This window comes from Spirosoma pollinicola, from assembly GCF_002831565.1.
In the GTDB taxonomy this organism is placed as follows: domain Bacteria; phylum Bacteroidota; class Bacteroidia; order Cytophagales; family Spirosomataceae; genus Spirosoma; species Spirosoma pollinicola.
In genome coordinates this window covers 6,755,517-6,779,152 of sequence record NZ_CP025096.1, presented here as the reverse complement: position 1 = coordinate 6,779,152, position 23,636 = coordinate 6,755,517, and the positions used below count along the sequence as shown (strand labels likewise).

Genomic DNA, 23,636 nt, shown 5'->3' with positions numbered 1-23,636 from the left:
GATGGACCACTTATTTTTGCTTCGTACTCAGGCGCATGAGCTCAAGATGCGTCAAATGGTTGAAGAGATTAACCTGGGTCGGCTGACCATTCCCCAGGCGATGGCCAAGTTTAACGTTTTGACCCGCCATACTGTTAGGAAGTGGCTGGACCGAGTACGCCACGAGAACTTCCAGCGCCAAGACGTCATGAAGCAAGCCAGTCAGCAGCCACCCCCAACTCTGGTTGAGCGGATGGCTTTGAAAGCCGATGAGTTAGCTGGTCAAGTCAAGCAACTTAAGAAAGAGCTTGAACAAGCTGAACTCCAGGTAATTTATTACACCACCGTCATCCGGGTTGCCGAGCAGGAGCTGGGCATCGCTATTGAAAAAAAGTCCGATACCAAGCAATCCAACTCCTTCGAGTGAGCCATCCGCATATTCGCCTAAGGCGGATCGGTGGGTTGTTTGGGTTTAGTCGGCAGGCTTACTATCAGCATACACATAGGTTGATAACCGGGGAGGAGGCAGACAAACAAGTGCTGGAATTAGTGGAAAAAGTACGAACGGATCATCCTCGCATTGGCGGCAAGAAACTTTATGACCTTATTAAAGCAGGAATGTTGGAAAGGGGAATAAAAATGGGTCGGGATGCATTATTCGACTTGTTGGCAGCTAATGGCCTGTTAATCAGAAAGCGTAGACGAAAGATGATCACGACTTTTTCTCGACATCGGTTTCGCAAATACCCAAACCTGATTAAGAATCTTACCATTCTACGACCCAACCAGGTTTGGGTCGCCGACATAACGTACTGGTTAACGGAGGCTGGTTATCTGTATATCTCGTTTATTACCGATGCCTATTCTCGCCGGATCATGGGCTTCGCCGTAGCGGCCAGTTTAGAAGCGGTTCACTCTCGGCGAGCTTTAGAAATGGCTCTCAAGCAGATTACCAAACGGATGGGTCCTGACTTAATTCATCATAGCGACCGGGGCATTCAGTATTGTTGTGATGAGTATACGCAGGCAGTCGATACGTATCATATTCGGATTAGTATGACTGAAAACTCTGATCCATTAGAGAACTCAATTGCCGAGCGGATCAATGGTATTATGAAACAAGAGTATTTGAGCCAACAACCCGTTCGCTCCCTTGAAGAAGCCTATACCTTGTTAGAGAATGGGGTGTTCCTGTATAATTACAAGCGGCCACATCTGAGTTGCAATATGCTGAGCCCTGACGTGGCCCATAATGGCCATGGCCCCCTGGAACGCCGTTGGAAGAACTATTATAAACCTCCAACTTCAGGGGAGAAAAAATAGTGTAAATTCGGACTAAGAAGAAAAGGGTAAACGTATAACCGGACTAACTCAAAACGGTCAACTTATTTTAGGACGATACACAATCACTACGGCAATTGTATGTTTACAAAATCAAGCTTACTACCTGGTTGGGATTCGTGCTTTTTAAGCGAAAACTAATCAGGTATTTCTGAGTTCTATGTATGCTTAATAAAGACGAACCAAATCCTATGCAAACCTATTACAATCCCGAAGACCTTAAAAAATTTGGCAATATCGGAGAGTTTCAGAAAGAAATGGCCGATAAGTTTTTCGCCTACTACGGCTCTGTATTTGCCGAAGGAGCATTGACGGCTCGCGAGAAATCGCTGATTGCGCTGGCGGTGGCGCATACCGTCCAATGTCCGTATTGCATAGATGCCTATACGACTGATACGCTTGAAAAAGGCTGCTCGGAAGCTGAAATGATGGAGGCTGTTCACGTAGCGGCTGCGATTCGGGGTGGTTCGTCGCTGGTCCACGGCGTTCAGATGATGAACAAGGCCAAAGAAATATCCATGTAATCAATGAGTGAATGAGCGAAAGAGTGATATGCAGATACGTATTTCACTCTTTCGCTCTTTCGCTCATTCACTCTTTCACTCTTTCACTCTTTCACTCTTTCACTCTTTACTACGTGAAATCCCTTAAAGCCAGCGGACACCCCTTAGCCAACTCTGCCGTTCAGTTGCAATCATTGCAGAGCGAAGTTGCTGATACGTTAAAACTGCCGCCGTTTCATCAGAAACTGGCAGAAGCCGGACTGTTTCCATTACAACCGCTCGAACCGGCTGTTTTTCAGGTCAATGTGGGGAAGATGTGTAATCAGGTCTGTAAACATTGCCACGTCGATGCCGGCCCCGACCGTCAGGAAATTATGACCCGTGAAACGATGCAGCAGTGCCTCGATGCGCTGGCCAAAACGACTATCCCAACGGTCGATCTGACCGGTGGTGCGCCCGAAATGAATCCGGATTTTCGTTGGTTCGTCGAGGAAATCCGTAAGCTGGGACGAAAGGTCATGGTGCGTTGTAATCTGACCATTATTGTCGCCAATCCTAAATACCACGATTTGCCTGAGTTTTTTCGAGAACATCAGGTCGAAGTAGTAAGCTCGCTGCCCTTTTATAATGCCGACAAAACCGACCGGCAGCGGGGCAAAGGCGTTTTTGATAGTTCCATTCGGGCGTTGCGGATGCTCAATGCTGTTGGATACGGGCAACCTGATTCAGGTCTGTTGCTCAATCTGGTGTATAATCCCAACGGGGCTTTTTTGCCCGGTTCGCAGGAGAGCCTGAAACGCCAGTTCAAGCGGGTGCTACTGGATGAGTTCGGCATTGTTTTTAACGATCTCTACGCCATTACCAATATTCCTATCAGTCGCTACCTCGATTACCTGATTTCGTCGGGCAATTATGATAACTACATGGAGAAGCTGGTTAATAGCTTTAACCCGACAGCAGCTGCGGGCGTAATGTGCCGAAACACGCTTTCCATTAGCTGGGACGGGTTTATTTATGATTGTGACTTCAACCAGATGCTGGATTTAAAAGTCGCCAGCCCGGTGCAGCACGTTCGGAATTTCGATGAGCCTGTATTGAACCAACGTGCCGTGGTTGTTAACAAGCACTGTTACGGTTGCACGGCGGGAGCGGGATCAAGTTGTGGGGGCACAACTGCCTGAAAAACCTATGAAACGATATGATTTACTAGTCATTGGTACCGGTTCGGGTGGTCTTAGCATTGGCCTGACCATGCACGAACTGGGTTTCAGAGTGCTGTTCATTGAAAAGGATGCCCAGAACATTGGGGGCGAATGCCTGAATACGGGCTGCGTACCCAGCAAGGCACTCATTCACGTTTCCCGGCTGATCCATCAGGCGAAAACGGCCCAGGAATTTGGGCTGACAACTACCGGCAAACTAGATTTCGAGCGCGTTAAGCAGTACATTCAGGAGCGAATTGCGCTGATCCGAAAGCATGAAAATGCGGATTTCTTTCGCAAGCAGGGCGTCGACGTAGTGATCGGTACAGCCCGCTTTACAGGAAAAGATCGTGTGGAAGCGGCTGGTGAGACCTTCACGGCCAGGCGGATTGTCATTGCCACCGGTTCGCAGCCTGTTCAACTTCAGGTTCCGGGCGTTGAACAGGTCGTCTTGCATGATAATCAGACAATTTTTTCGATGGATACCTTGCCAAATCGGCTGCTGGTCGTTGGGGGAGGACCGGTTGCCATTGAACTGGGTCAGGCGTTTCATCGGCTTGGGTCGCAGGTTACTGTCGTTCAGTCGGGTGAGCAGATTCTGGATAACGAGTCGCCGGAGGTGTCTACGCTGTTACTGGATCGACTGACCAGCGAGGGTATCGACGTTAGGCTACAAACGAAGCTTATCGCGTTTGAATCGGCTACCAGTGCCATCCTGGAAGATACAGCTGGCCTAAAAAGTCAACTTGCCTTCGATGCGGTGCTGGTCGCCATTGGCCGTCAGGTCAACGTAGATGCCTTACAACCCGAAGCCGCCAGCATCGAGACTGAATCCGGCAAGCTAAAGCTGAATGATTACCTGCAAACGACCAACTCTCGGGTCTATGCTATCGGCGACGTAACGGGCCAGCTTTACTTTTCGCACACCCCCGAAATGCAGGCACCTATTCTTATCAATAACTTCCTGTCGCCCTTCAAGCAGAAAGTTTCCTACACCCACTTCTCCTGGGTAACCTTCACCGACCCCGAAGTGGCCACCTTTGGCCTTTCGGAAGTACAACTTACCCAGAAGGGCATCGCTTATGAAAAGATTGTCTATGACTTTGCCGAAGACGACCGGGCCGTTATCGACAATTATGACTACGGCAAACAATGGCTTTATCTGGCTAAGGGGAATAAGCTGTTCGGGAAACGTAAAGTCCTGGGCGGCAGTATCGTAGCACCTCAGGCGGGCGAAATGATTCAGGATTTGATACTAGCCAATACGTTCGGGTTAGGGGCAGGAGCTATTCAGAAGAAAATATATCCGTATCCGGTGGCGTCGCGCGTCAGTAAGTCAGCCTTGTTAGAGCAGTTAAAAGGCAATATTCCAACCTGGGCGAAGGCTATTCTTCGGTGGCTGTATTGATGTTTGTTTGCCTAACGGGTACTGTGCCGTTGGGCAGTTTCCAGTCCCGCTGTTTGCCAAATGGCATACGAAATAAGTGCCCCAGCTTCAGTTCGTTTTCATCCCGATAGGCCGGTACGCCCAGCGTAACATCTTCCTGAGCAATGTCCATCCGATGGGTTTTGTGAAGTCGGTCCCAGACGGAAAAAAGCGTTCCCCAATTTGAATTGAATTCATCACGGACAATGGAATGGTGAATGCCGTGCATGCGCGGAGTTACGAAAAGTGTATTCAGGAGACGCTCCACCCTGGCGGGCAATCGCCAATTGGCATGATGAAACTGGGCCGCCGTATCAAAAAACACTTCGTATACAATGGCCGACCAAAAACTAATACCCAACACCCCAACGAGTGCGACTCGAAAGAGCACGCTCAACAGTAATTCGCCAAAATGGAATCGAACGGCTGTCGAAACATCCATGTCCAGATCGGTATGGTGTACATTGTGAAAACGCCAGAGCAGCGGCACCTTGTGCGTGGCATAATGCCACCAGTAATAGGCATAATCGAAGGCCAGAAACCCTAGTATACCGCCCACCCAGCCCCTAATGCCCGTATGGGGAAGCAACCAGTTCAGTAAACCCACCTGATGGTCATGCGCCCAATGGGCAGCCAGCAGCGGAATCGGCAATAAAACCAGCCGAAACGTAACAAACGCCGGTAAGGCAAAGCCAATGTTTCGGACTAACCGGCGCAGGAGTTTAACATGTAGCCGACGTAATGGACGACGCCACTGCATAATCAGCAAGAGAACGAAAAAAAGGATTAGTAACGGTGAGCCAACGGAATCAAAGAAGGGGATTTTTGACATAACGTATCGGCAATTTATTTGTCGCTGTTATACCCACTTATTATGGCGATAAATTCTCCGATGATCTGCGCTTTGTAGGGGTTTTGTTCTTTTAGGATTAGCGCTACGGGGTATTTTTCTCCGTCAATGTTACGGATGATGTCATCATATTTGACGAAGTCATCCTTGACAAAAAAGTAAAACCAGTAGTTGAATTTTCGTTGCCGGGTCAGTTGCCGACCATCGGATGAATCGCAGATATAAATCGTAATTAACGCATCATTTTGCTCATAAAACTCAGTAAAAATTGCCGCCACTGTATATGAAGTGCGCTCATCAAAGATTGGCTCTAAATCGGTTGGGTTATCGGCGACAAGGATCGAAAATTCATACACATAGGAGGCAAACGGGCTAGCTTCATCAAACAGATAAGGTGTGGGTATGAACTTTACTTCATAGACGATTCTATTGATGGTTTGAAAAACGTAGCTGTTTTCTGAGCCACCCATAAAATCAAATTCATAATTCATTCTTTTCCGGGATTGTAATGCCTTTGGCCGCGTTTCGTTCGCGTAATTTTTTTAGAATATCCTGGTATTCAGGGGTTCTGACTCTGGCTTGCGTTTCTTCTTCTGATAGCTTCTTGCGCTCCTTCCAGCGGTCAATCAACTTCGATACGTTGGCCTGACGTTCTTGTGGCGTTAGGTTCGGCTGATGAATAAGCTTCATATTTTCTACGATTTGTAAGGTACTCAAAGTTAGTGTTTTCTATTCATTTTCCCGATTGGGCTCATGTAGAGTTGTTTTTCTATCGAATATCCTCGTACAACTGTTTCAGTTTCTCGGCCGAGTAGCCAACACCCCACAAAACACCTACGTACAGAAATAAGGCGTTTGCCCGCCAGAAGCCCCATTTGACCAATCGCCTGTCCGACGATTCGACTACACGGTTCACTTGCCGGATTCGTCCAAATTGAACGATACGAAGAAGCATATCGGCTTCTTCCATGATGGGTAAATCGTCGGAATAGCCTCCACAATCGAGAAACTGCTGCCGTCTGCAAAAAATAACCTGATCGCCAAAAAGCAATCGCGCACCCTTGAAAAAGAATAGATAGGGCCGAAAAAAGAGCGGGGCGTAGTAGGTTTTGATGAAGTTATGAAACGAAGTAATCCAGCGGGTTCGCAGGGGGCCGCGCATCAGGGAAATAAAGCCACCGGCCGCTATGGTGGATTGCGACAGGGTTTCGCGGATGACCAGAAGTGCATCGTCGGGCAGGGACGTATCGGCATGCAGAAAACACAGGTACTCGCTGGTAGCCACCTGAACACCCAGATTCATTTGGTAAGACCGGCGGGCAAGCGGGCTTTGTATCAGACGGATAGGTGGATAATCTGCCAGCGCTGTTTGCTGCTGGATCTGCTGTTGAATGATCGAAATCGTCTGATCGGTACTGCCTCCATCGACTACAATCAGCTCGTCTGGCATGGGGTACAACTGCCGAAGCTGCCGGAACGTACGGGCCAGCGTTCGTTCCTCATTGACTGTCGGAATAATGATGGAGATGCTTGTCACGAGTGATTTACCGAATAACTGTTTTGCCGATCAGAGAGTTTACCTTGTGCCTGACTTGAAACAGGACCCTGGCCCCAGAAGACAACTATGTTTCGCTTTATACCCAATGTGCTGTTAAAGCAGCTATATACCCGCAGTAGCCTACGAAATACACCGACTGGTTTTACCTTTTCGCTGAAAAATCGGCTGGCCGATGCCCAGTTTACGGGTCTGACGCAGGTTCGTATTGACGGAGAAGCCTACCCAGTCGATGCCTTTACCCTGGAACTGGATGGGCAGGAAGCCATCAGGGTTAGTGCTATATCCACCAAAAATCCACTCAAATTCCCTCTTCGCCGGAAGGTAACGGTTCAGGCAACTGCTGCACCGTTGATAACTGGTCGTCATACCATTGAGTTGATTTTACAGTCGCAGCCATTTGGTAGGTTAACGATTATGATTGAGGATGAGTTACAGGTGGATCAGGCTCAACATCAAGGCGCAGGAGTGCAAAAAAACGCCACTATCCCGCGCCATCCGGTCGATGATATGTCGCCGGAAATTATCCGGGAACGACAGGATTTTCTTCGCCAGTATACCCAAACGTTACCCAACTACCTCACCACTGTTCCCTTTGATCCGGCGCTTGTCCGGGGCAATTGCGAGCAATTCGTTGGCGTTGCTCAGGTGCCTATCGGTTTGGTAGGCCCCCTGCGCATTAACGGCGAACACGCTCAGGGCGATTTTTTAATTCCGTTGGCCACGACTGAGGGTACATTGGTGGCTTCCTACAATCGGGGCATAAAACTACTCAACCAATGCGGTGGCGTTACCTGTACGGTGCTGGACGAGGGTATGCAACGGGCGCCGGTCTTTGTGATGCATGATGCCCGAGCCGCCCGTGATCTGTCTCGCTGGGTAGCCGACCATGAGCCGGAACTACGTTCAGAAGCGGAATCTACGTCGCGTTTCGCCAGGCTACGTTACATTACGCCCTATCAGGCGGGACGGATGCTCTTTCTGCGGTTTGGCTACACAACAGGCGATGCCGCAGGCCAGAATATGGTCAGTAAAGCAACGCTGGCGGCTTGTAATTACCTGCTGCAACAGGTAGCGGGTGTTGAGCATTTTTACCTGGAATCCAATATGGCCACCGATAAGAAACCCTCGTTTGTGAACACCCTTCAAACGCGGGGCAAGCGCGTAACGGCCGAGGTAACTATTCCCAAAGATTTGCTACTCCGTGAATTGCAAGTTGAACCAGAACAACTCGACCGGCACGCCCGTATCGGGAACGTCGGTGCGTTTATGGCCGGAACCAATAATAACGGCCTTCATTCGGTCAATGGTCTGGCGGCTTTATTCATTGCCACGGGTCAGGATGTTGCCTGCCTGGCAGAATCCTCGGCGGCCATTACGACGTCAGAGCTATTGCCCAACGGCGATTTATACGGCTCCATTACGTTGCCTTCCCTCATTGTCGGAACCGTTGGCGGGGGTACGGGTCTGCCGACCCAGCAGGAATGCCTGAATATACTGGGATGTTCGGGTACAGGTCAGGTGTATAAATTCGCTGAAATTGTAGCGGGTGTCGTGGCGGCTGGTGAACTGTCGCTGGCCGCAGCTATTTCCTCACTGGACTGGGTATCGAGCCATGAATCGGCCCGGCAGTCGAAAAGTTAGACATGGCTGGAAGGAGTCACACTAATGCTCGGCAGCGAAAGTAATGGGGCTTGCCCTCACAGCCGATCAAGCCGCCCACCATCTACACGAACTTCAGCTCCCTGCACAAATGCGGCATCGTCCGATGCCAGATATGCAATTGTAGCCGCTACGTCCTCTGGTTTGCCGACGTCTGCCCGGTCAATTTTTTCCACTCCTGATTTTACATTTGGATTGCTCCACAACATTGGCGTGTCAATGGCACCGGGCAGAACCGCATTGATCCGCAGACCTTTGGGTTTTCCTTCCAGCGCTGAGGAACGCGTCAGCGAGAGTACCGCAGCTTTAGCCGCTGCGTAGGGAGCCACCAGGGGTTCTGTTTCAATAGCATGAATACTGGCCACATTCACAACCGTGCCGCCGGGCTTCATATGCAGGAATGCCTGTTTGGTGAAGTAAAACGCACCCAGCAAATCGACATTCAGGATGCGCAGCCAGTCCTCACCGGTCAATTCTTCCAGCGCCTTGAATTGCATAAGTCCGGCATTGTTGACAATCACATCCAGTCTGCCAAAACGCGTCAGCGCTCCCTGTACGGTAGCTTCTACCTGGGCTTCAATGGCGACGTTGCAAACACTACCCCAAACATCGGGCGCACCGGCTGCTTTTACGTCGGGCAACGCTTTATTGAGGTTGTCTTCGTTTAGATCGGCCAACACCAACCGGGCTCCCTCCGAAGCCAGCCGTTTGGCGATTGCCAGACCAATACCGCTGGCACCGCCCGTAACAATCGCTACTTTATCCTGAAATCTCATCGTCTTTACGCGTCGGCTTGGTTGTTTTTTGAAACGGTATTGGTCACATTCTGACGAGCCTCTTTGGCATCGTTCTGCTTCTGGTAAGCCCAGGGTTGTTCACTCTCACTAGGCATGATAATCGGCACCTCCAGACAGACGCTCTGGGCCGGTAGTACTTGCCGCCAATCATCAATAAGCTGTTTATAGGCCTGGCCTACGGGACGAATCTGTCGGTTGAGGTCGCACAGGCCCAGCGGATTGACGGTGCCGTTGTTTTCACGCAGCGCCGAATCCCAGTCAACCTGATCGGTGAGCGAATACCAGGTAAAGCCTACCATCGGTACGCCATCATTCCGAACCCGTAATACGTTGGCCCATTCCTTCCAGAGCCAGTTCACCGCTTCGTCGCCGTTCGGTCCCTGCCATAGATTGGTTTCGGTATGCATAACCGGTAGTCTATATCGGTCGTGGTACTGGGTCGTAATGACGTGATAGCCAAATATTTCACCCGAGCCTCGGGTGCTACCGTCGGCCGATACCCGGTGCTCATTGGTCTGATAATAATCATTGCCCATAATGCAATACTGCTTCAGGTTATGACCCATAAAGAAGTGATACTCATCGCGGCTCATACCGTTGTCCATCAGGTATTCGTACATCTCCGAATCGACCCGGCGGCCATAATTGAGATCGAGCGACAGAAAGCGTTTGGCATTCAGGATCTCGGCGGGTTTGATAGCCGCCGGATTTTCGGCATGGAAATACTCCGACGATTCACTCTGGATAAACAGGGCATTGGGTCTTACTTCCAGAATGGCACTCATGGCCAGTACGTTTGCTTTGACAATATGCTTCAGGGCATTCACAAAAGCGACATCACTCCGTAGCTGCTCATTCCACCAGCCATACAGGGCCGAAAACTCGGCGCAGACATACATTTCATTGACGGGGGTATAGAGTTGAACCCATGGAAACCGCTTCGCGAAAGCGTGGGCATATTCAGCAAAAAGAGTTGGAAAATCGGGATTCTGGAAATTGCCAATCCAATCGGGTACGCCAAAATGACACAGGTCCACAATGGGTACGATGTCGCGTTTGCGTAATTCACCAAACGTTTCATCGGCAAAAGACCAGTCGTATTTCCCTTCGCCCAGAAAGGTGGTATGGATAGGGGGGCCGTAGCGCAGAAAGTGAATGCCCAGTTGCTCGACCAGGTCAAAGTCCGTTCGCCAGTGCTGATAATGACCACATTTCGCTAATTCATCCTGACGAAAGCTACCTCCTTGAATCGTCGGATTGCTATTTTCGATGCCCGTGGCAAACATAAATTGACTGACCATACTAGGGAAAACTGGCGCACAACCAATGGATCTGGATGCCGTTTAGTAATCCCTTAACCTATTCTCGCCGGGAGTGTTTACCAAAGAGGATTAAGAGGAGATTAAGCCCATTTTCCTGATTTTTTGTTTCGTTATGGAATCCATAGACTAGTCCAGCTTGCTGCCTTTAAATCTAATTCGAACATGGAGCAGACTTCGTATCAGAATCCACTGGTATCTACCGATTTTCCGGACCCGTCGGTACTTTTCGTCCACCAGAAGGGTTACTACGCCTATGCAACCCACGACCAGTTTTCGCCCACTCAAGCCAACATTCTGCTTCGTCGTTCGCCGGATTTAATTCACTGGTCGGAGCCAACCGGAGCGTTGGTCGCTAAGCCAGTCTGGGCGCGAAAGTGTGAGCGTTTCTGGTGTCCGCAGGTCGTTTATGTCAATGGCCAGTACCGCTTATATTATGCCGCCGAGTCGGATGCTAAAGATGGTATGCACCTGGCTTTAGCCCTGTCCGATACGCCCGATAACTTTGTCGATATAGGCGTACCGCTCTCAGACTCAAACGGCTCCTATGCCATGATTGATCCCTGCTTTTTTGCGGACCCCAAAACGGGTCGACATTATCTATATTACGGTTCGGCGCATGAACCCATCCGGGCCATTGAATTGGCCGCCGATGGTCGAACGTTTATCGGCTCACCTACAGACGTACTTTGGCCCCGGCCCGGCGTTCCGTTTGAAACCTTACGGGAAGGCGCTTTTGTGACCTATGTTTCGGCCTGGGATCGGTATTTTTTGTGGATATCCGGCGACAATACGTGGGCGACGAATGGCTATGCGGTCAGTGTATACTGGTCGACGAACCCAGTCCGGGATTTTGCCCCCATTCCGGAACCGCATAGTATCCTGAAACCCAATGAGCACTGGGATTCACCGGGCCAGGCTTGTGTACTACCAGACGCAGCGGGCGTTGACTGGCTGATCTATCATGCCGTTGATACAACTGATCGCTACATTACGGGTACTAACTTTTTTTTGCGAAAAATGTGCATGGATCGAATCGTGTATTCGGCTGAAGGATGGCCTTCTATTGCCACCAATTCACCTTCCTTTGACCGTCAGCCTGGACCAACTACGGAGCATCAATCATTTAGTTGACCAACCAGGGCTTTCATGAGGGCCGTCAGCTTCGGTTCGGCAGTACCCGCAGCCGCAATGATTTTGGTGATGTCGGCTTTTTCCAGCGTATCGGGGAAACACATATCCGTAATGACCGAGGCACCGAAAACGGCCATCCCCATCTGATTGGCCACAATAACTTCCGGTACGGTCGACATGCCCACGGCGTCGGCTCCCCATTGGCGCAGCATTCGATACTCGGCCCTTGTTTCGAGTTGCGGCCCCGTAACACTGACGTAGACACCCCGTTTGAGGGGAATCCCTAGGTTGGCCGCGAGTATAAACGCCAGATCGATCAGGGATTTGCTGTAGGGTTCGCTCATATCCGGAAACCGATCCCCGAATTCGGGCGGATTTGGGCCTACCAGTGGATTTTGGGGCAGCAGCAGGCTAATGTGGTCTTCGATGACCATCAAATCGGTCGTTTGGAAATCCGGATTCATACCCCCGGCGGCATTCGACACGAGCAATGTTCGAACGCCCAGCGCGTGCATTACCCGAACCGGAAAGGTGACCTGCTGCATGGAATAACCCTCATAATAATGAAAGCGTCCCTGCATCACCACAACCGGCTTGCCTTCCAGGGTTCCCAGAAGTAACTTACCCGAATGGAACTCAACCGTCGATAGGGGAAAGTGTGGAATCGTCTCGTAGGAGAGCGTTGTTTCAATAATGAGTTCTTTGGCCAGAGCGCCGAGGCCGGTGCCCAGAATAATCCCAATCCGGGGTGTTCGTTGTGTTTTTGACTGAATAAACTGGGTTGCCTGTTGAATTTGTTCAAGCATGATAAATCGAGTAGTTGGCCTAACTTTTTCTGCAAGTTAACCGTTTGGCGGGTAGTCGCTGTTTGAACCCCACGCATTTATTAACCAGGAATATGACCGCCAACCGCCTTATTGTCTTTGTCAAAAATCCGATTCCGGGTCAGGTGAAAACCCGGATTGCCCGCACCGTGGGAGATGCCAGAGCGGTTGAGGTGTATAGGCACCTGCTGGCCTATACTCAACAACTTGTCAAAGGCTTTGCAACCGGGTGCGTCGTTTACTACGGTGATTTTATCAACCCGGATGATGGCTGGAACGGGTATCCTAAACAGCAGCAAACAGGCATTGATCTGGGTGAGCGGATGCTGAATGCCTTTCAGGAGCAGTTTGCATCCGGCGCCAAAAAGGTCATCATCATTGGCAGCGACTGTCTTGACATTACCCCCGATCAAATCAGCCGCGCAATTGACGTACTCGATACGGTAGACGTAGTGATTGGACCGGCTACCGATGGGGGATATTATTTACTGGGGATGAATCGGCCTCGCCCGTTTTTATTTCGGGATATGCCCTGGAGTCAACCGGAGCTTTGCCAGCTCACGGAACTGGCTGTTTTGCAACATAACCTGACCTTCGTCCGACTCGATGAACTGAACGATATTGACGAATGGGCGGATTATGAACGGTATGTATAATCCAATCCCAAAAGATTATCGAATCGATCCCCTATTCCCATCCGCCACCCAATGCCCGGTATAAATCTGTCAGGGCTAAGAATTGAGACTGTTTGGTGGTAATCAGGGCCAGTTCCGCTTCCAGCACGCTCCGTTGCGCGGTGATTACTTCCAGATAGGACGCATAGCCACCCCGAAACAAATCGTTCGATGTCGAGACGGCCTGCTCTAAAACGGCTACTTCCTGCGCCTGAAGATCAGCAACCGACCGGTGATTCTCGACACCCCGCAAACTGGTGGTTACCTCACTGAAACCCGTCAGGATGCTCTGTTGATAGCGATACAAAGATTCCCGGCTTTGCGCTACCGACTGCTGGTAATTGGCTTTCACAAAACGCTGGTTCAGGATGGGTGCCGACAAACCACCCAGCAAACCCGCAGCAATGGAAGCCGGGTTGAACAGCACGCCCGTTCGGAAGGCGTTCAGTCCTACGTATGCCGTCAGGTTCAGACTGGGCAGAAATTCGGCACGGGCTACATCAATGTCAATATTAGCAGCTTGCAGATCAAGTTCAGCTTGCCGGATGTCGGGTCTACGAACCAGCATTTGCGCAGGAATACCCGTCAGCACCTGGCCGGGTAGTTCACGAGCTTGAAGGGAGTTGCCACGCGCAATTGGTTGCGGATAGCGACCCAGTAATCGGTTCAACTGATTCTCATTCTCGACAATCTGCTGGCGAACCTGACCCTGTCTGCTTCGGGTATTCAGGAGTTGGGCGGAGAACTGTTGAACGGCCAGTTCAGTTACCCGGCCCGCTTCTTTCTGGATGCGGACCAGGGCCAGCGCATTCTGCTGATACTCGACGTTTTTCTGAAGGATTTCCAGCTCACCATCCAGGGCCAGTAGCGCGTAGTAGTGCCGGGCAATTTCTGCTACTAAGGCAGTTATAACGGCATGACGGCCCTTTTCAGAAGCGAGTAGTCGCAGATAAGCTGCTTTTTTCGGTTGTGAAGTTTACCCCAGATGTCGATTTCCCACGTACTGCGGGCACCCAAAAAATAGTCGGGGGTAGGGTTGCTCCACGAAGTGCCCGGGGCAAAAACTAAACCCGAAACGGGGCTTGCCAATCTAAAGTACCTGATTGTCGGTCTGCTGTTTGGCATTGTCTTCGTCAAAGCCGAAATCATTTCCTGGTTCCGGATTCAGGAAATGTTCCGGCTTGATTCGTTTCATATGTACGGGGTTATCGGCAGTGCCGTCGTGGTAGGGCTCCTATCTGTACAACTCATTAAGCGATTCGGTATCAAAACGATGACTGGCGAGCCGGTTCATATTGCGCCTAAAGTCTTTCACAAAGGCCAGATCTATGGCGGGCTTATTTTTGGCTTGGGCTGGGCCATTACCGGTGCCTGTCCAGGCCCCTTATTCGCTCAGATTGGCAGTGGGTATGTCCTTGTGGCCGTTACGCTGCTGAGTGCCCTAGCGGGAACGTGGCTGTATGGCTACTTCCGGGAGAAACTGCCGCAGTAATAGGGCCGTTTATGTTTCACGACGGCGGTTTTAGGGATCTATAGTATAACGGCCTGTCCTGGTTCGGTCAGGTAATGAAACTGAATACCTAATTTCTCAACGTAAGGCCCGTATGTTTCATACCGCTGCTGGAGAAAGAACGATTTGGCATACCCATCGTGAACGGGCAGGATCTGTTTCGGTTGCATCTGTTTAGCAAAATCGGCCACCATGAGCTCGGTCAGAAACGGAGCCATGACGGGCAGCACCAGCAACTCGATCCCCTTATAATTCAGCAAAATAGGCGAGAACGAGTCCGCTGGATTGAGTACCTGATTGTCAATTATAAAGGCAAACATCTTAGGTAAGTGATCGTCCAAAACGGGCTCATGAGGGACCGGAATCGCTTGTAGGGTAAACGGACCGAGTTGAAGGGTTCCTTCCTCAATAACCCGCACAGGTATTGCCTGCGGGTGGAGTTTATCGGCCACTTCCTGCGTCGAAAATACCTGGGCACCACTCAGGTTTACAATCTGCTTGAGGATATCGACGTCCAGGTGGTCAGGATGGTCATGGGTAATGATCACCTGCGCTACGTGTCGGAAGGTTTCGGGTTTTACCAACCCCTCGATAAAGGAAAATTTGCCGGGATCGAACAGGAGCTGTTGCCCGTCCTTTTCCAGTAATAGGCAGGAGTGGATATATTTAGTGATTTTCATACATTAAAAGAATAGGCACTACCTACCAATTCCATTATGAAATAATGAGCCTGACTTTCCAGTCAGGCTCAGGTACCAGGCGCTTACCGATTGTATAGTAAGTAATTCGAGAATTTATCCATTCCTAAACATAAGTAATTGGCCTTATAGGACTTAATAAGCAGCTAGTGTAAGGCCAAAAACGGTACAGCTTTATTACTTTCTGACATCGCCCCAGATCGCTCCACCGGGATAAACCTTAGTATGCATATTGGCGTAGTACTTGCCTCCTAAAAGAGAATCTACTTTGCTTTGCGCCAATACACCCGTTACCGCCATAAAGGGTGAAGCTGGTAAAGGACTGGGGAAATTTATGTCAACTGGGCCGGTACCATCCGCATTGGTGACCCGATGCAGGTGGCCTGCCGTTGGTGGATCGGTGGTGGGAAAACCCTGGTAGGTGACCGTGTAACTAAGGATCCGGGTCGTCGTGTTTAAGTCGCCAACAAACGTACCCGTAGCCGGAGAGGTCGTGGAAGATGGTTTTTCATTAGCACCATTCAGGCTAGTCGTCAGACGCGTTGTTGTAGAAGCAACAACCGGATTTTCATCACTCTTTTTACAAGCGGAAAAGGATAAGCTCAGGGCCAATAGTACTGTCAAGGCCACGGGAGGGATGTGCATATTCATAAAAGAAACGTTTATGGACTCTAGCAAAGGATATTGCTAGAGGCAGTGAAACCAACCATATTGGTTTGTCAAGATGATGACCAAGCGCAAGCGTTTAATGCTATATGTACGCTGTATCTTCGTAAATAGATTGATAGGCGTACCGGCAGTCTAGTTAGTTCCGTGAAACGGCGCCCCCTACTAACCTGCCTTAGCCAATTATTTACGGGATTATCTACCCCAAATTCAATGCTCTGTCGTATGTCTCTACAATTCGATCCCTACAACCACGGGCAACCCATTAGGAATCGCCCATAACCCGGGTATAAAGAATAACTGGTACAATATATATTCTACAGCACTTAAACTATTATAAGTCAATATGTTACGGCTAAAATTTCATTTTAACGGTCGATTAATTGAAAGGGATAGAAAATGAAATTATTTCATATTTTCGATCCCTACAAACGTTTCATATTGCCGTTCGCGTAATCAACCGGGACGCCGGAGCGTTTTCACGAAACCTGCTCATTTATCGAGTTTTCTGAAAGGAACCGGGCCGCGCCACGGTGGCTGCCGGAGCAGTATACGTTTTGAGTAATTCAGGTTTGATAGCTCCAAAATCTTGACTGTAAATAGCTTTAAGACAAGTATTTATAGCTCCAGGTGAAAGTATTGTACCACTCTTACACTTTACCCGGGTGATGGTCATGAACATGATGCGGGGCATGAAGGGCATGGGCGGTATGCAACACAACCTGAAATAAGCAAACGATAGGCGTTTCAAAAGCCACTTGGAAACATAATCATCAAATTCAAAAATGCCCAGCCTGTACTAATCAGGCTGAGCGTACCAATTGAGGAGAATAGCCTACCCTTTCAAACTGGTTTCCTGTTTCTTGAGATCAGCCAACTCTTTGGTTTGCTCACTAATGACTTTATTCGCTAGCGTCTTCATTGATGAGGTTTTACCTTCTTTCAAGAACGCACGGGCCATATCAATACCTTGTTGATGGTGCTGGGCCATCATACTGGCATAGTCATGGTCCACGTTGCCATTCATCGAGTGCTTGCCGCCGTGCATAATTTCCATGCCGGTTTGTCCCAATTTTGACGAAGACGACATGGGTTTGTGGCTGCTCAGAAACTGATCCAATTCCTTAATCTCTTTCTGATTGCTGGCTTTGATCTTGGTCGCCATTGCCTTTACCTGAGCGTTCTTTCCCTGCTTGATTTCCAGGTCTGACATATCGACGGCTGATTGGTGGTGCATCTTGAGCATCATCGCAAAGTCATGATCAGGGTCTCCCGTCATTTTCATACCCATCATTTTGTTCATGCCTGACATCATTGATTTCATCATGGCATTACTAGTCGATTGCTGGGCCAGAATAGGCTGAACCATCAGCATAGTTACTAGGGTAAAAGCTAACATAAGTCTGTTCTTTTTCATACTTATTTTGTTATCTTATTTCACAAATATGACATCAGCGTTAGCTGTTTTCAATAGGGTTTGTTCTTGATCAGCCAGTCTTGAAATTGGCTAATCTCAGTTTTCTGCTCCTCGATTATTTTCTGAGCCATCTGCTTCATAGAATCCACCTTACCGTAATTCAATTCCATTTGAGCCATATCTAATGCGCTCTGATGGTGGTCGATCATTAAGGCGGTGAAATCAACATCAGAATTGCCGGAAAGGAACCGGGTATCCTGGGCTTTCATCATTTTATCCATGCCTTGCATAGCCATTGCATCAAATGTCTTGCCTGCATCCGAAGCGACTGCCTGATGACTGCTGAGAAACTGAGTAAACTGAGACTTTTCACTCGTCTGTGAGGATACTACATTTTGCGCCATTGTCTTAATCATCGGATCATTCCCACTTTTGAGCACTTCATTGGCCATATCGATAGCCCCCTGGTGGTGCATCGACATCATCATAGCAAAATCATGGTCCGGGTCACCCGTCATCTTCATGGCGTTCATCTGCGTCATATTCGCATGCATGATTTGTTGATACACATTCGCGTCATGCGTTTGTGGGGTAATGCCGTCATTATTTTTGTTGCAGGCGGTACTGACTATTGCCAGCAAAGCGATCAGGGCCAAACGGCCTAAAAGATTATTTTTCATATAATTGAGTAAAACGTAACAACTTAATCAACTAACTATTTGAGGACAGGCTCGGTTTTTACAAGATTCCCCGGTGGAGTTACAGAATTTTAGATTCCTCGGTTGGGATTAAGGCTCCTTTTAAGCAACTTAGCTTTTTAGTTGACTGCCAACTCATTAATCTATGCCCACAGATACCTTAACCCACTTAATCGAAGATTACAAACAAAATTCTGATCTGACGTACTAAAGCTGGTTTCTGCACAACGAAGACCGTTTAAAAGCGTTTCGATCAATTCGACGTGGCGTCCTTCAGGTCATCAGTGACATCAAGGATGGCTCTTTTCCCAACGATTTTAAAGGTAGTTCGTTAGAGTTCGTACTAAACTGCATTACTGAACAAAAGCAGGTGTTTGAGGGGGCTTCTCATCCTTTTTATTGGAAGCCGAAGCTACGTATCCCGGACATTTATGAGAATCAGGACCACAAGCGGTATTTTGGACAGTTCCTGGAATGCTGCCTGAAGGCGACTAAACCGGAAACGATTACGAATGAGATTACCCGGCTTAATGCCTATAAAATTAAGGGCTTGGGACCAGCCGTTGCCAGTATTCTTTATTTCCTGCATCCGACTTGGGTACCGCCTTTCAATACCGCGATTATCAACGGCTATAACCGGCTCTTCAACGAACGGCGTAAGCTCGGTTCCTGGCCCGAATATTTGGCCATTCGGGAAAAGATGCTATCGGTGAATACCGAATATCGGCACGTTTTATCAAACGATTTGGGCGCTTTGTCAGGATTATTGTTTGAGATTGGAGCGGGAAACGTATTAGTACCGGGCTTATCCGATCAGCCCCTTATTGAACGCGATAAACTGGAAAAGCAATTATCAAAACGGCATAAAGCAGTTGTTGATGAACAACGGGAAGAACAAACGCATAGTGAAATGCAGTACCATCTGTTGACGATTGGACGCGCATTGGGTTACGATGTTGTAACCGCCCGGAATGACATTTCCCGGCAATACAATGGCCATTTGTTTTCATTTCTGAGTCTACCAAACCTGCCCGCCTTACCCGTCTCGCCGGAAACGGCTCAAACCATTAGTCTGATTGATATCGTATGGTTAGAGAAAGCAACAGGGCGTATTATCTGCGCTTTCGAGGTTGAAAAAAGTACATCGATCTACTCCGGCATTCTACGGCTGACCGACCTGACCTGCTCGTTACCTGATCATGCCACGACGTTGTACCTAGTGGTTCCCGACAGTCGCCGGAGAGAGGTCGAGATGCAGTTAACCCGTCCTTCCATTCGACAGACAAATACCCCAATCCGCTACATTCTGATGTCGGAATTACGCACCCATTGCGATGCACTATGCCGATTTGGTGATAGTCATCAAGTACTTGAGAAGATTGCGCGGGCCGTGTGACCTAGAAGAGGTCTTAACTTATTCTAGGATGAGATAAACTGATAACTGCCATGGCCGGTTCAGTCGCTGGTCCCTGCACGGTCCACCGTTGCGAGGGAACCGCGCTCAGCGGTGCGGGATTGCTTATTTTCAGAATCGGATAGCCGTCAGCTTTCTCCAAGCCGAACTACTGCGGCCAAATGCCTTTTAAAAACAGTTTTAACCTGGCTGACGTTTCTTCATCAATGGTCTTTAACCGTTGAAAACGCTATGGAATCCCAGAATATGAATCATGACAATATGAAAAAGGGGCATTACAGAAAATTCTTTCTGATGCTCGCAGTATCGTTTGTGGTTATGCATTTGACGATGTATTTGAATACGGAAAAGGTTGATCACCTCTATTTAAGTACAAATCGTCTTTACATGACCACCCTGATGATTACGGTAATGGCCGTGGTCATGTTACTGTTTATGCGCTCGATGTACCAGGATCAGCGTACTAATATGTTCATTATTGGCGGGAGTGTTGCCTTGTTTGTTGCGGCCTTGTTTTGTGTCCGCCATCAGGTATTTATTGACGATAAACGGTTTATGCAGTCCATGATCCCTCACCATTCAATTGCTATTCTGGTTAGTAAAAATGCCGATCTAAAGGACCCGGAAGTGAAAAAGTTAGCTCAGGATATTATCAAGGCTCAGGAGCGAGAGATTGCCCAAATGAAGCATATTCTTACCCGAATAGACAGCGAATGAAGTTTAAACAGCCATTAAATTTATATTTTTTTGCACCGTTATCAAGTAGCAATCAAGTACTTCCTATTTCTAAATCTACGGAAGACTTTTTTAGGCAAAACAGTTGATTGTCTTGTCCAAAAATGAAACCGACGTTTTTGTGGATGCGTTTAGCGGTAGTTCACATTGCTGCAACCCATTCATTTATACCAAAATTACGAGTTCATTAAATAACATCAACTACCCTTTTATTGGTCGAAAATGGCCGGTTGAGTAGGAGGGGAGTCTGTACGGATACAAATAGGTAAGTTGCGTAGAGAAAACGCGACGTAACTTGTACCAGAGGCCTGACAAAGGATAAATGAGTTATTTTTTGCCTGAGGAAAATGGAGTTTTACTATAAGCCGATAATCACTTCATTTACTGCCCGGTGTCCTTATGCCATTTTGGCGCTTCGAGCGGCAACCGACGACCATCAAACGGCGTTTTGATGGGGCCATAGTATTTGGCCAGATAAGCCAGAATAGGCTTTTCCGTATCCCCCAAATCCCACAGCTTCTGAGTACGCTGCATCCAGCGAATACGCTCAATCCATTTTTCCTGGTCGAAATGGCTTTGCAGAATCAGCTTACTTGAATGGCAGACCGTGCATTGCCCCTTCACAAGGGGCATGGTTTCGTCCAGAGTCAGCCCCGACTCGGTATCGACATGAACCCCATCCGCGTTGATCGTCGTAGTCGCCCCTGGTATTGTTGCGACGGGCGTACCTTTTATCACTTTTTTCGTCGTCGCCGAACGGTGCGCTGCCGGTGAGGTTGCTGCCTTCACGGGCGCCTTTTTGGCGGGAACCGGCTGCTGGGCGACCCAGGCGCATAACAGCCAGACACACAGGCTGCTCACCAACCATCTGTACTTGGTCAATCTCTGTTTCTCGTTCATCATTTTTTTGTTCCTGTTCGTTCTGTTCTTTCCTAAACAACCTTCACGGCAATCCGGTGACAGGCATTGTTGATGTAGCCTTCGGGGTTCCATTGGGGCATCACCATCGGCTGCGCCACGCCCACCTCGTCGGTGGCCCGCGCCCAGACCTCGTAATACCCCTGAATGGGCATTTGTACCTCGGCGGTCCAGTGTTGCCAGGCCAGCCGGTTTTTTGGGGCTTTCAAGTCCGCTTTCTGCCAGGTCTGACCAAAATCGATTGAGACGTGTAGGTCCTTCACCGTGCGGTCGCCCGCCCAGGCATGACCGCGTAACGATAGTGTTTGGCCTATTGGCAGTTCCAGCCCCGTTTTAGGCGAGGTAATGACTGACTTCACCGGCATCGACTCGATGATTTTGAAGTCGCCCTCCGGCGGATCGACACCCGGCACCACCGGATGAATAGGGATGCGGTAACTTTTACCCGTCATTTTGGCCCCGTCGTGGACTTTATCGCGAATGGCAATCGTGTGCAGCCACTTCCCCGACACCGACGCGGGCCAGCCGCCAATGACCAGCCTTAGCGGGTAGCCATGGACCAGCGGAATAGCCTCCCCGTTCATGGCCCAGGCAATGATCGTTTCGTCTTCGAGGGCTTTGGCGATGGGAACACCCCGCGAGATGACCGGCTGTTTCGGGTCGCGGCTTAGGTGCAGGTCTTTACCGTAGTAGCCGATATACACGGCGTTGTCTTTCAAACCGACATCGGCCAGCAAATCTTTGAGCCGGATACCGGTCCATTCGGCGCAGCTTACCCCGCCTTCAGCCCACTGATTACCCGCCGTTTTGGGGAAGAAACCCGCCCGGCCATTGCCGCCACACTCGACCACCAGTTGGTAGGTGTAGGGCTTGAATTTGGTTTTAAGGTCATTAAGGGTGTATGTTTTTGGGGCATTTACCGATTCGCCGTTGATGGTCAGTATCCAGTTGGCTACGTCGATGTTTTCAGGAATCAGGCCGTTGTTGCGGATAAACATCTTGTCGGCGGGTGTCACGGCATCGTCGAGCAGGTAAGCCGGGGTTTCCACGTTCCAGGGCTTGTCGTTCAGCACGACTAAGTTCTTGTTTTTAGTCGCCAATGGGTCAATGTCAAACGCTACCGGCAGGTACTGTTTAGGGAGCCGGTCGGCAAAGACGATGTTGGTGCCCAGCAGGGCGGTCAGGGTCGTGAGCGAACCGGCTTTCAGGAAACCCCGCCGGTCGAAGAAATTGGCTGCGTCGTTTTTCATGGGATCAAAAATGTCAGTAAAGGTGATTTTGTTTAGTTAATTGAACTATACGTGCAGGATAGCATAGAGCGATACTGTAGAGATCAGTATCCATAAAACGACGCCCTGCACCATGGGTTTCCAGCCCACCGCGCGGATAACCTTACCCGATAGCCCGGCCCCAATCAGAAACAGCGTCAGCGTCAGGCCAATGTGTGCCAGTTTGACCAGTATCCCGGCAAGTGGCTCAATAGCGGGTAGATACGTGTGAGCGATCATGGCCAGGATAAACAGGCCAATGAAATAGGGAATGCTGATTTTACCGTTTCCCGTCCGAAACAGAGCCGCCGTGCCGAGAGCAACCGGAATGATCCAGAGGGCACGGGCCAGTTTCACAGTGGTGGCCAATTGCAGGGCCTCGGGGCCAAACTTAGCGGCCGCGCCCACCACCGAGCTGGTATCGTGAATGGCCAGCGCGCACCACAACCCAAACTGCGATGGAGTCAGGTGCAGCCATTGGCCAATGAGCGGAAAGACGATCAGCGCGACGGAGTTCAGGATAAAAATGGTACCGAGGGAGACGGACAGTTGCTTTTCTTCGGCCTTCATCACGGGCGAAAGGGCGGCAATGGCGCTCCCTCCGCAGATGGCCGTACCAGCTGCAATGAGGTGGGCCGTTACCCGGTCGATCTTCAGCCATTTACCCAACAGAATACCCACCGTCAGCGTCCCGGCGATGGACACGACCGTAAACAGTACGCCTTCTTTCCCCGCCTGCACTGCACTATGTACGTTCATGCCGAAGCCCAGCCCGACCACCGATGCCTGTAACAGCCAGTGCGTGGCCTTATGATTAAGGTGTAGGAATGGATGGCCGACAAACTGCGCCATCAGCAATCCCAGCAACAAGGCCAGTGGGGACGACATAATCGGAGTCAGGCAAAGCACCAGCGCGGTCCCAAAAATGAGTTCGCGGGTGGTGAAGGTATGCGAACGCAGGGTGTCAATATGCTTGAGGAAAGGAGTGCGGGGCGTTGTTGTCGGATTCATAACCGGTTACTTTATTGATGGATCAAAGGTACCCG

24 protein-coding genes and 2 pseudogenes are annotated in these 23,636 nt (G+C 49.6%); 11 read left to right on the top strand and 15 right to left on the bottom strand.

All coding sequences use genetic code 11. From position 1 onward, the window contains the following. The first annotated feature begins 1 nt into the window (after nucleotide 1). From CWM47_RS28520 to CWM47_RS28500, 5 genes are all read left to right on the top strand, one after another. The gene (locus tag CWM47_RS28520) at nucleotides 2-406 is read left to right on the top strand and encodes a hypothetical protein (RefSeq protein WP_240625507.1); all 405 of its coding nucleotides are present in this window, start codon (nucleotides 2-4) and stop codon (nucleotides 404-406) included. Beyond that, complete coding sequence (locus tag CWM47_RS28515; RefSeq protein ID WP_157816075.1) at nucleotides 403-1,302, top strand: IS3 family transposase; 900 nt, start codon at nucleotides 403-405, stop codon at nucleotides 1,300-1,302. Before CWM47_RS28520 ends, CWM47_RS28515 begins: the two co-directional genes overlap by 4 nt. A 209-nt stretch (nucleotides 1,303-1,511) precedes the next feature. Beyond that, nucleotides 1,512-1,844, top strand: coding sequence for an arsenosugar biosynthesis-associated peroxidase-like protein (locus CWM47_RS28510; protein WP_100994095.1), 333 nt, complete (start codon nucleotides 1,512-1,514; stop codon nucleotides 1,842-1,844). Nucleotides 1,845-1,957: 113 nt separating this feature from the next. Continuing rightward, on the top strand, nucleotides 1,958-3,004 hold the full coding sequence (gene arsS / locus CWM47_RS28505; RefSeq protein ID WP_100991995.1) for an arsenosugar biosynthesis radical SAM (seleno)protein ArsS: 1,047 nt from the start codon (nucleotides 1,958-1,960) through the stop codon (nucleotides 3,002-3,004). A 7-nt stretch (nucleotides 3,005-3,011) separates the two neighbouring features. Further along, on the top strand, nucleotides 3,012-4,433 hold the full coding sequence (locus tag CWM47_RS28500; RefSeq protein ID WP_100991994.1) for a dihydrolipoyl dehydrogenase family protein: 1,422 nt from the start codon (nucleotides 3,012-3,014) through the stop codon (nucleotides 4,431-4,433). On the opposite strand, the gene CWM47_RS28495 is transcribed toward CWM47_RS28500, so the two are convergent. The 4 genes from CWM47_RS28495 to CWM47_RS28480 form a co-directional block, all read right to left on the bottom strand. Next, on the bottom strand, nucleotides 4,411-5,283 hold the full coding sequence (locus CWM47_RS28495) for a sterol desaturase family protein (protein WP_100991993.1): 873 nt from the start codon (nucleotides 5,281-5,283) through the stop codon (nucleotides 4,411-4,413). The two genes, CWM47_RS28500 and CWM47_RS28495, sit on opposite strands and share 23 nt — an antisense overlap. A gap of 14 nt (nucleotides 5,284-5,297) precedes the next feature. Further along, nucleotides 5,298-5,792 (bottom strand): DUF6169 family protein, encoded by a 495-nt coding sequence (locus CWM47_RS28490; RefSeq protein ID WP_100991992.1) that lies wholly within the window; start codon nucleotides 5,790-5,792, stop codon nucleotides 5,298-5,300. Further along, nucleotides 5,782-5,991 (bottom strand): hypothetical protein, encoded by a 210-nt coding sequence (locus CWM47_RS28485; protein WP_100991991.1) that lies wholly within the window; start codon nucleotides 5,989-5,991, stop codon nucleotides 5,782-5,784. Before CWM47_RS28485 ends, CWM47_RS28490 begins: the two co-directional genes overlap by 11 nt. Before the next feature lie 79 nt (nucleotides 5,992-6,070). Beyond that, nucleotides 6,071-6,838 carry a TIGR04283 family arsenosugar biosynthesis glycosyltransferase gene (locus tag CWM47_RS28480; protein WP_100991990.1) on the bottom strand — a complete coding sequence of 256 codons (768 nt, stop codon included), beginning with the start codon at nucleotides 6,836-6,838 and terminating at the stop codon, nucleotides 6,071-6,073. An 87-nt stretch (nucleotides 6,839-6,925) separates the two neighbouring features. Here CWM47_RS28480 and CWM47_RS28475 point away from each other — a divergent pair, with 87 nt between their 5' ends. After that, on the top strand, nucleotides 6,926-8,500 hold the full coding sequence (locus tag CWM47_RS28475) for a hydroxymethylglutaryl-CoA reductase (RefSeq protein WP_100991989.1): 1,575 nt from the start codon (nucleotides 6,926-6,928) through the stop codon (nucleotides 8,498-8,500). A gap of 56 nt (nucleotides 8,501-8,556) precedes the next feature. Here the strand turns inward: CWM47_RS28475 and CWM47_RS28470 are convergent, their stop codons facing one another. Both CWM47_RS28470 and CWM47_RS28465 read right to left on the bottom strand, forming a co-directional pair. Next, nucleotides 8,557-9,294, bottom strand: a complete 738-nt coding sequence (locus CWM47_RS28470; protein ID WP_100991988.1) for an SDR family NAD(P)-dependent oxidoreductase — start codon at nucleotides 9,292-9,294, stop codon at nucleotides 8,557-8,559. A gap of 5 nt (nucleotides 9,295-9,299) precedes the next feature. Then, nucleotides 9,300-10,616, bottom strand: a complete 1,317-nt coding sequence (locus CWM47_RS28465; protein ID WP_100991987.1) for a family 1 glycosylhydrolase — start codon at nucleotides 10,614-10,616, stop codon at nucleotides 9,300-9,302. Between the two features lie 183 nt (nucleotides 10,617-10,799). On the opposite strand from CWM47_RS28465, the gene CWM47_RS28460 reads away from it, so the two are divergent. Then, nucleotides 10,800-11,768 (top strand): glycoside hydrolase family 43 protein, encoded by a 969-nt coding sequence (locus CWM47_RS28460; RefSeq protein WP_100991986.1) that lies wholly within the window; start codon nucleotides 10,800-10,802, stop codon nucleotides 11,766-11,768. Here CWM47_RS28460 and CWM47_RS28455 read toward each other — a convergent pair. Next, nucleotides 11,753-12,574 (bottom strand): purine-nucleoside phosphorylase, encoded by an 822-nt coding sequence (locus CWM47_RS28455; RefSeq protein WP_100991985.1) that lies wholly within the window; start codon nucleotides 12,572-12,574, stop codon nucleotides 11,753-11,755. The genes CWM47_RS28460 and CWM47_RS28455 overlap by 16 nt on opposite strands. A 92-nt stretch (nucleotides 12,575-12,666) precedes the next feature. On the opposite strand from CWM47_RS28455, the gene CWM47_RS28450 reads away from it, so the two are divergent. After that, on the top strand, nucleotides 12,667-13,248 hold the full coding sequence (locus tag CWM47_RS28450) for a TIGR04282 family arsenosugar biosynthesis glycosyltransferase (RefSeq protein ID WP_100991984.1): 582 nt from the start codon (nucleotides 12,667-12,669) through the stop codon (nucleotides 13,246-13,248). Nucleotides 13,249-13,279: 31 nt separating this feature from the next. On the opposite strand, the pseudogene CWM47_RS28445 reads toward CWM47_RS28450, so the two are convergent. Then, nucleotides 13,280-14,304, bottom strand: a pseudogene (locus tag CWM47_RS28445) (TolC family protein); the annotation flags it as partial. A gap of 10 nt (nucleotides 14,305-14,314) precedes the next feature. On the opposite strand from CWM47_RS28445, the gene CWM47_RS28440 reads away from it, so the two are divergent. Beyond that, entirely contained in the window at nucleotides 14,315-14,758 is a 444-nt protein-coding gene (locus CWM47_RS28440) for a DUF6691 family protein (protein WP_240625506.1), read from the top strand. 38 nt (nucleotides 14,759-14,796) lie between these two features. Here the strand turns inward: CWM47_RS28440 and CWM47_RS28435 are convergent, their stop codons facing one another. The 4 genes from CWM47_RS28435 to CWM47_RS28420 form a co-directional block, all read right to left on the bottom strand. Further along, entirely contained in the window at nucleotides 14,797-15,456 is a 660-nt protein-coding gene (locus CWM47_RS28435; RefSeq protein WP_100991982.1) for an MBL fold metallo-hydrolase, read from the bottom strand. 195 nt (nucleotides 15,457-15,651) lie between these two features. Further along, on the bottom strand, nucleotides 15,652-16,125 hold the full coding sequence (locus tag CWM47_RS28430; RefSeq protein ID WP_317046657.1) for a CHRD domain-containing protein: 474 nt from the start codon (nucleotides 16,123-16,125) through the stop codon (nucleotides 15,652-15,654). A gap of 850 nt (nucleotides 16,126-16,975) precedes the next feature. Continuing rightward, a complete protein-coding gene (locus tag CWM47_RS28425; protein ID WP_100991981.1) occupies nucleotides 16,976-17,557 on the bottom strand; it encodes a DUF305 domain-containing protein in 582 nt (193 codons plus the stop codon). Between the two features lie 50 nt (nucleotides 17,558-17,607). After that, nucleotides 17,608-18,237: a DUF305 domain-containing protein gene (locus tag CWM47_RS28420; protein ID WP_100991980.1), complete on the bottom strand. Its 630-nt coding sequence runs from the start codon at nucleotides 18,235-18,237 to the stop codon at nucleotides 17,608-17,610. Nucleotides 18,238-18,400: 163 nt separating this feature from the next. Between CWM47_RS28420 and CWM47_RS28415 the strand changes: the two are divergent. Together CWM47_RS28415 and CWM47_RS28410 are read left to right on the top strand one after the other, a co-directional pair. Continuing rightward, nucleotides 18,401-19,651: pseudogene (locus CWM47_RS28415) on the top strand (hypothetical protein). 249 nt (nucleotides 19,652-19,900) lie between these two features. Further along, the gene (locus tag CWM47_RS28410; RefSeq protein WP_240625505.1) at nucleotides 19,901-20,386 is read left to right on the top strand and encodes a DUF305 domain-containing protein; all 486 of its coding nucleotides are present in this window, start codon (nucleotides 19,901-19,903) and stop codon (nucleotides 20,384-20,386) included. 399 nt (nucleotides 20,387-20,785) lie between these two features. On the opposite strand, the gene CWM47_RS28405 is transcribed toward CWM47_RS28410, so the two are convergent. Genes CWM47_RS28405 through CWM47_RS28395 form a run of 3 tightly spaced genes read right to left on the bottom strand, consistent with a single transcriptional unit; the run spans nucleotide 20,786 to nucleotide 23,601 of the window. Beyond that, nucleotides 20,786-21,307: a hypothetical protein gene (locus CWM47_RS28405; RefSeq protein ID WP_240625504.1), complete on the bottom strand. Its 522-nt coding sequence runs from the start codon at nucleotides 21,305-21,307 to the stop codon at nucleotides 20,786-20,788. Nucleotides 21,308-21,336: 29 nt separating this feature from the next. Beyond that, nucleotides 21,337-22,572 (bottom strand): sulfite oxidase, encoded by a 1,236-nt coding sequence (locus CWM47_RS28400; protein WP_100991979.1) that lies wholly within the window; start codon nucleotides 22,570-22,572, stop codon nucleotides 21,337-21,339. A gap of 45 nt (nucleotides 22,573-22,617) precedes the next feature. Further along, nucleotides 22,618-23,601: a YeiH family protein gene (locus CWM47_RS28395; protein WP_100991978.1), complete on the bottom strand. Its 984-nt coding sequence runs from the start codon at nucleotides 23,599-23,601 to the stop codon at nucleotides 22,618-22,620. Nucleotides 23,602-23,636 lie beyond the last annotated feature (35 nt).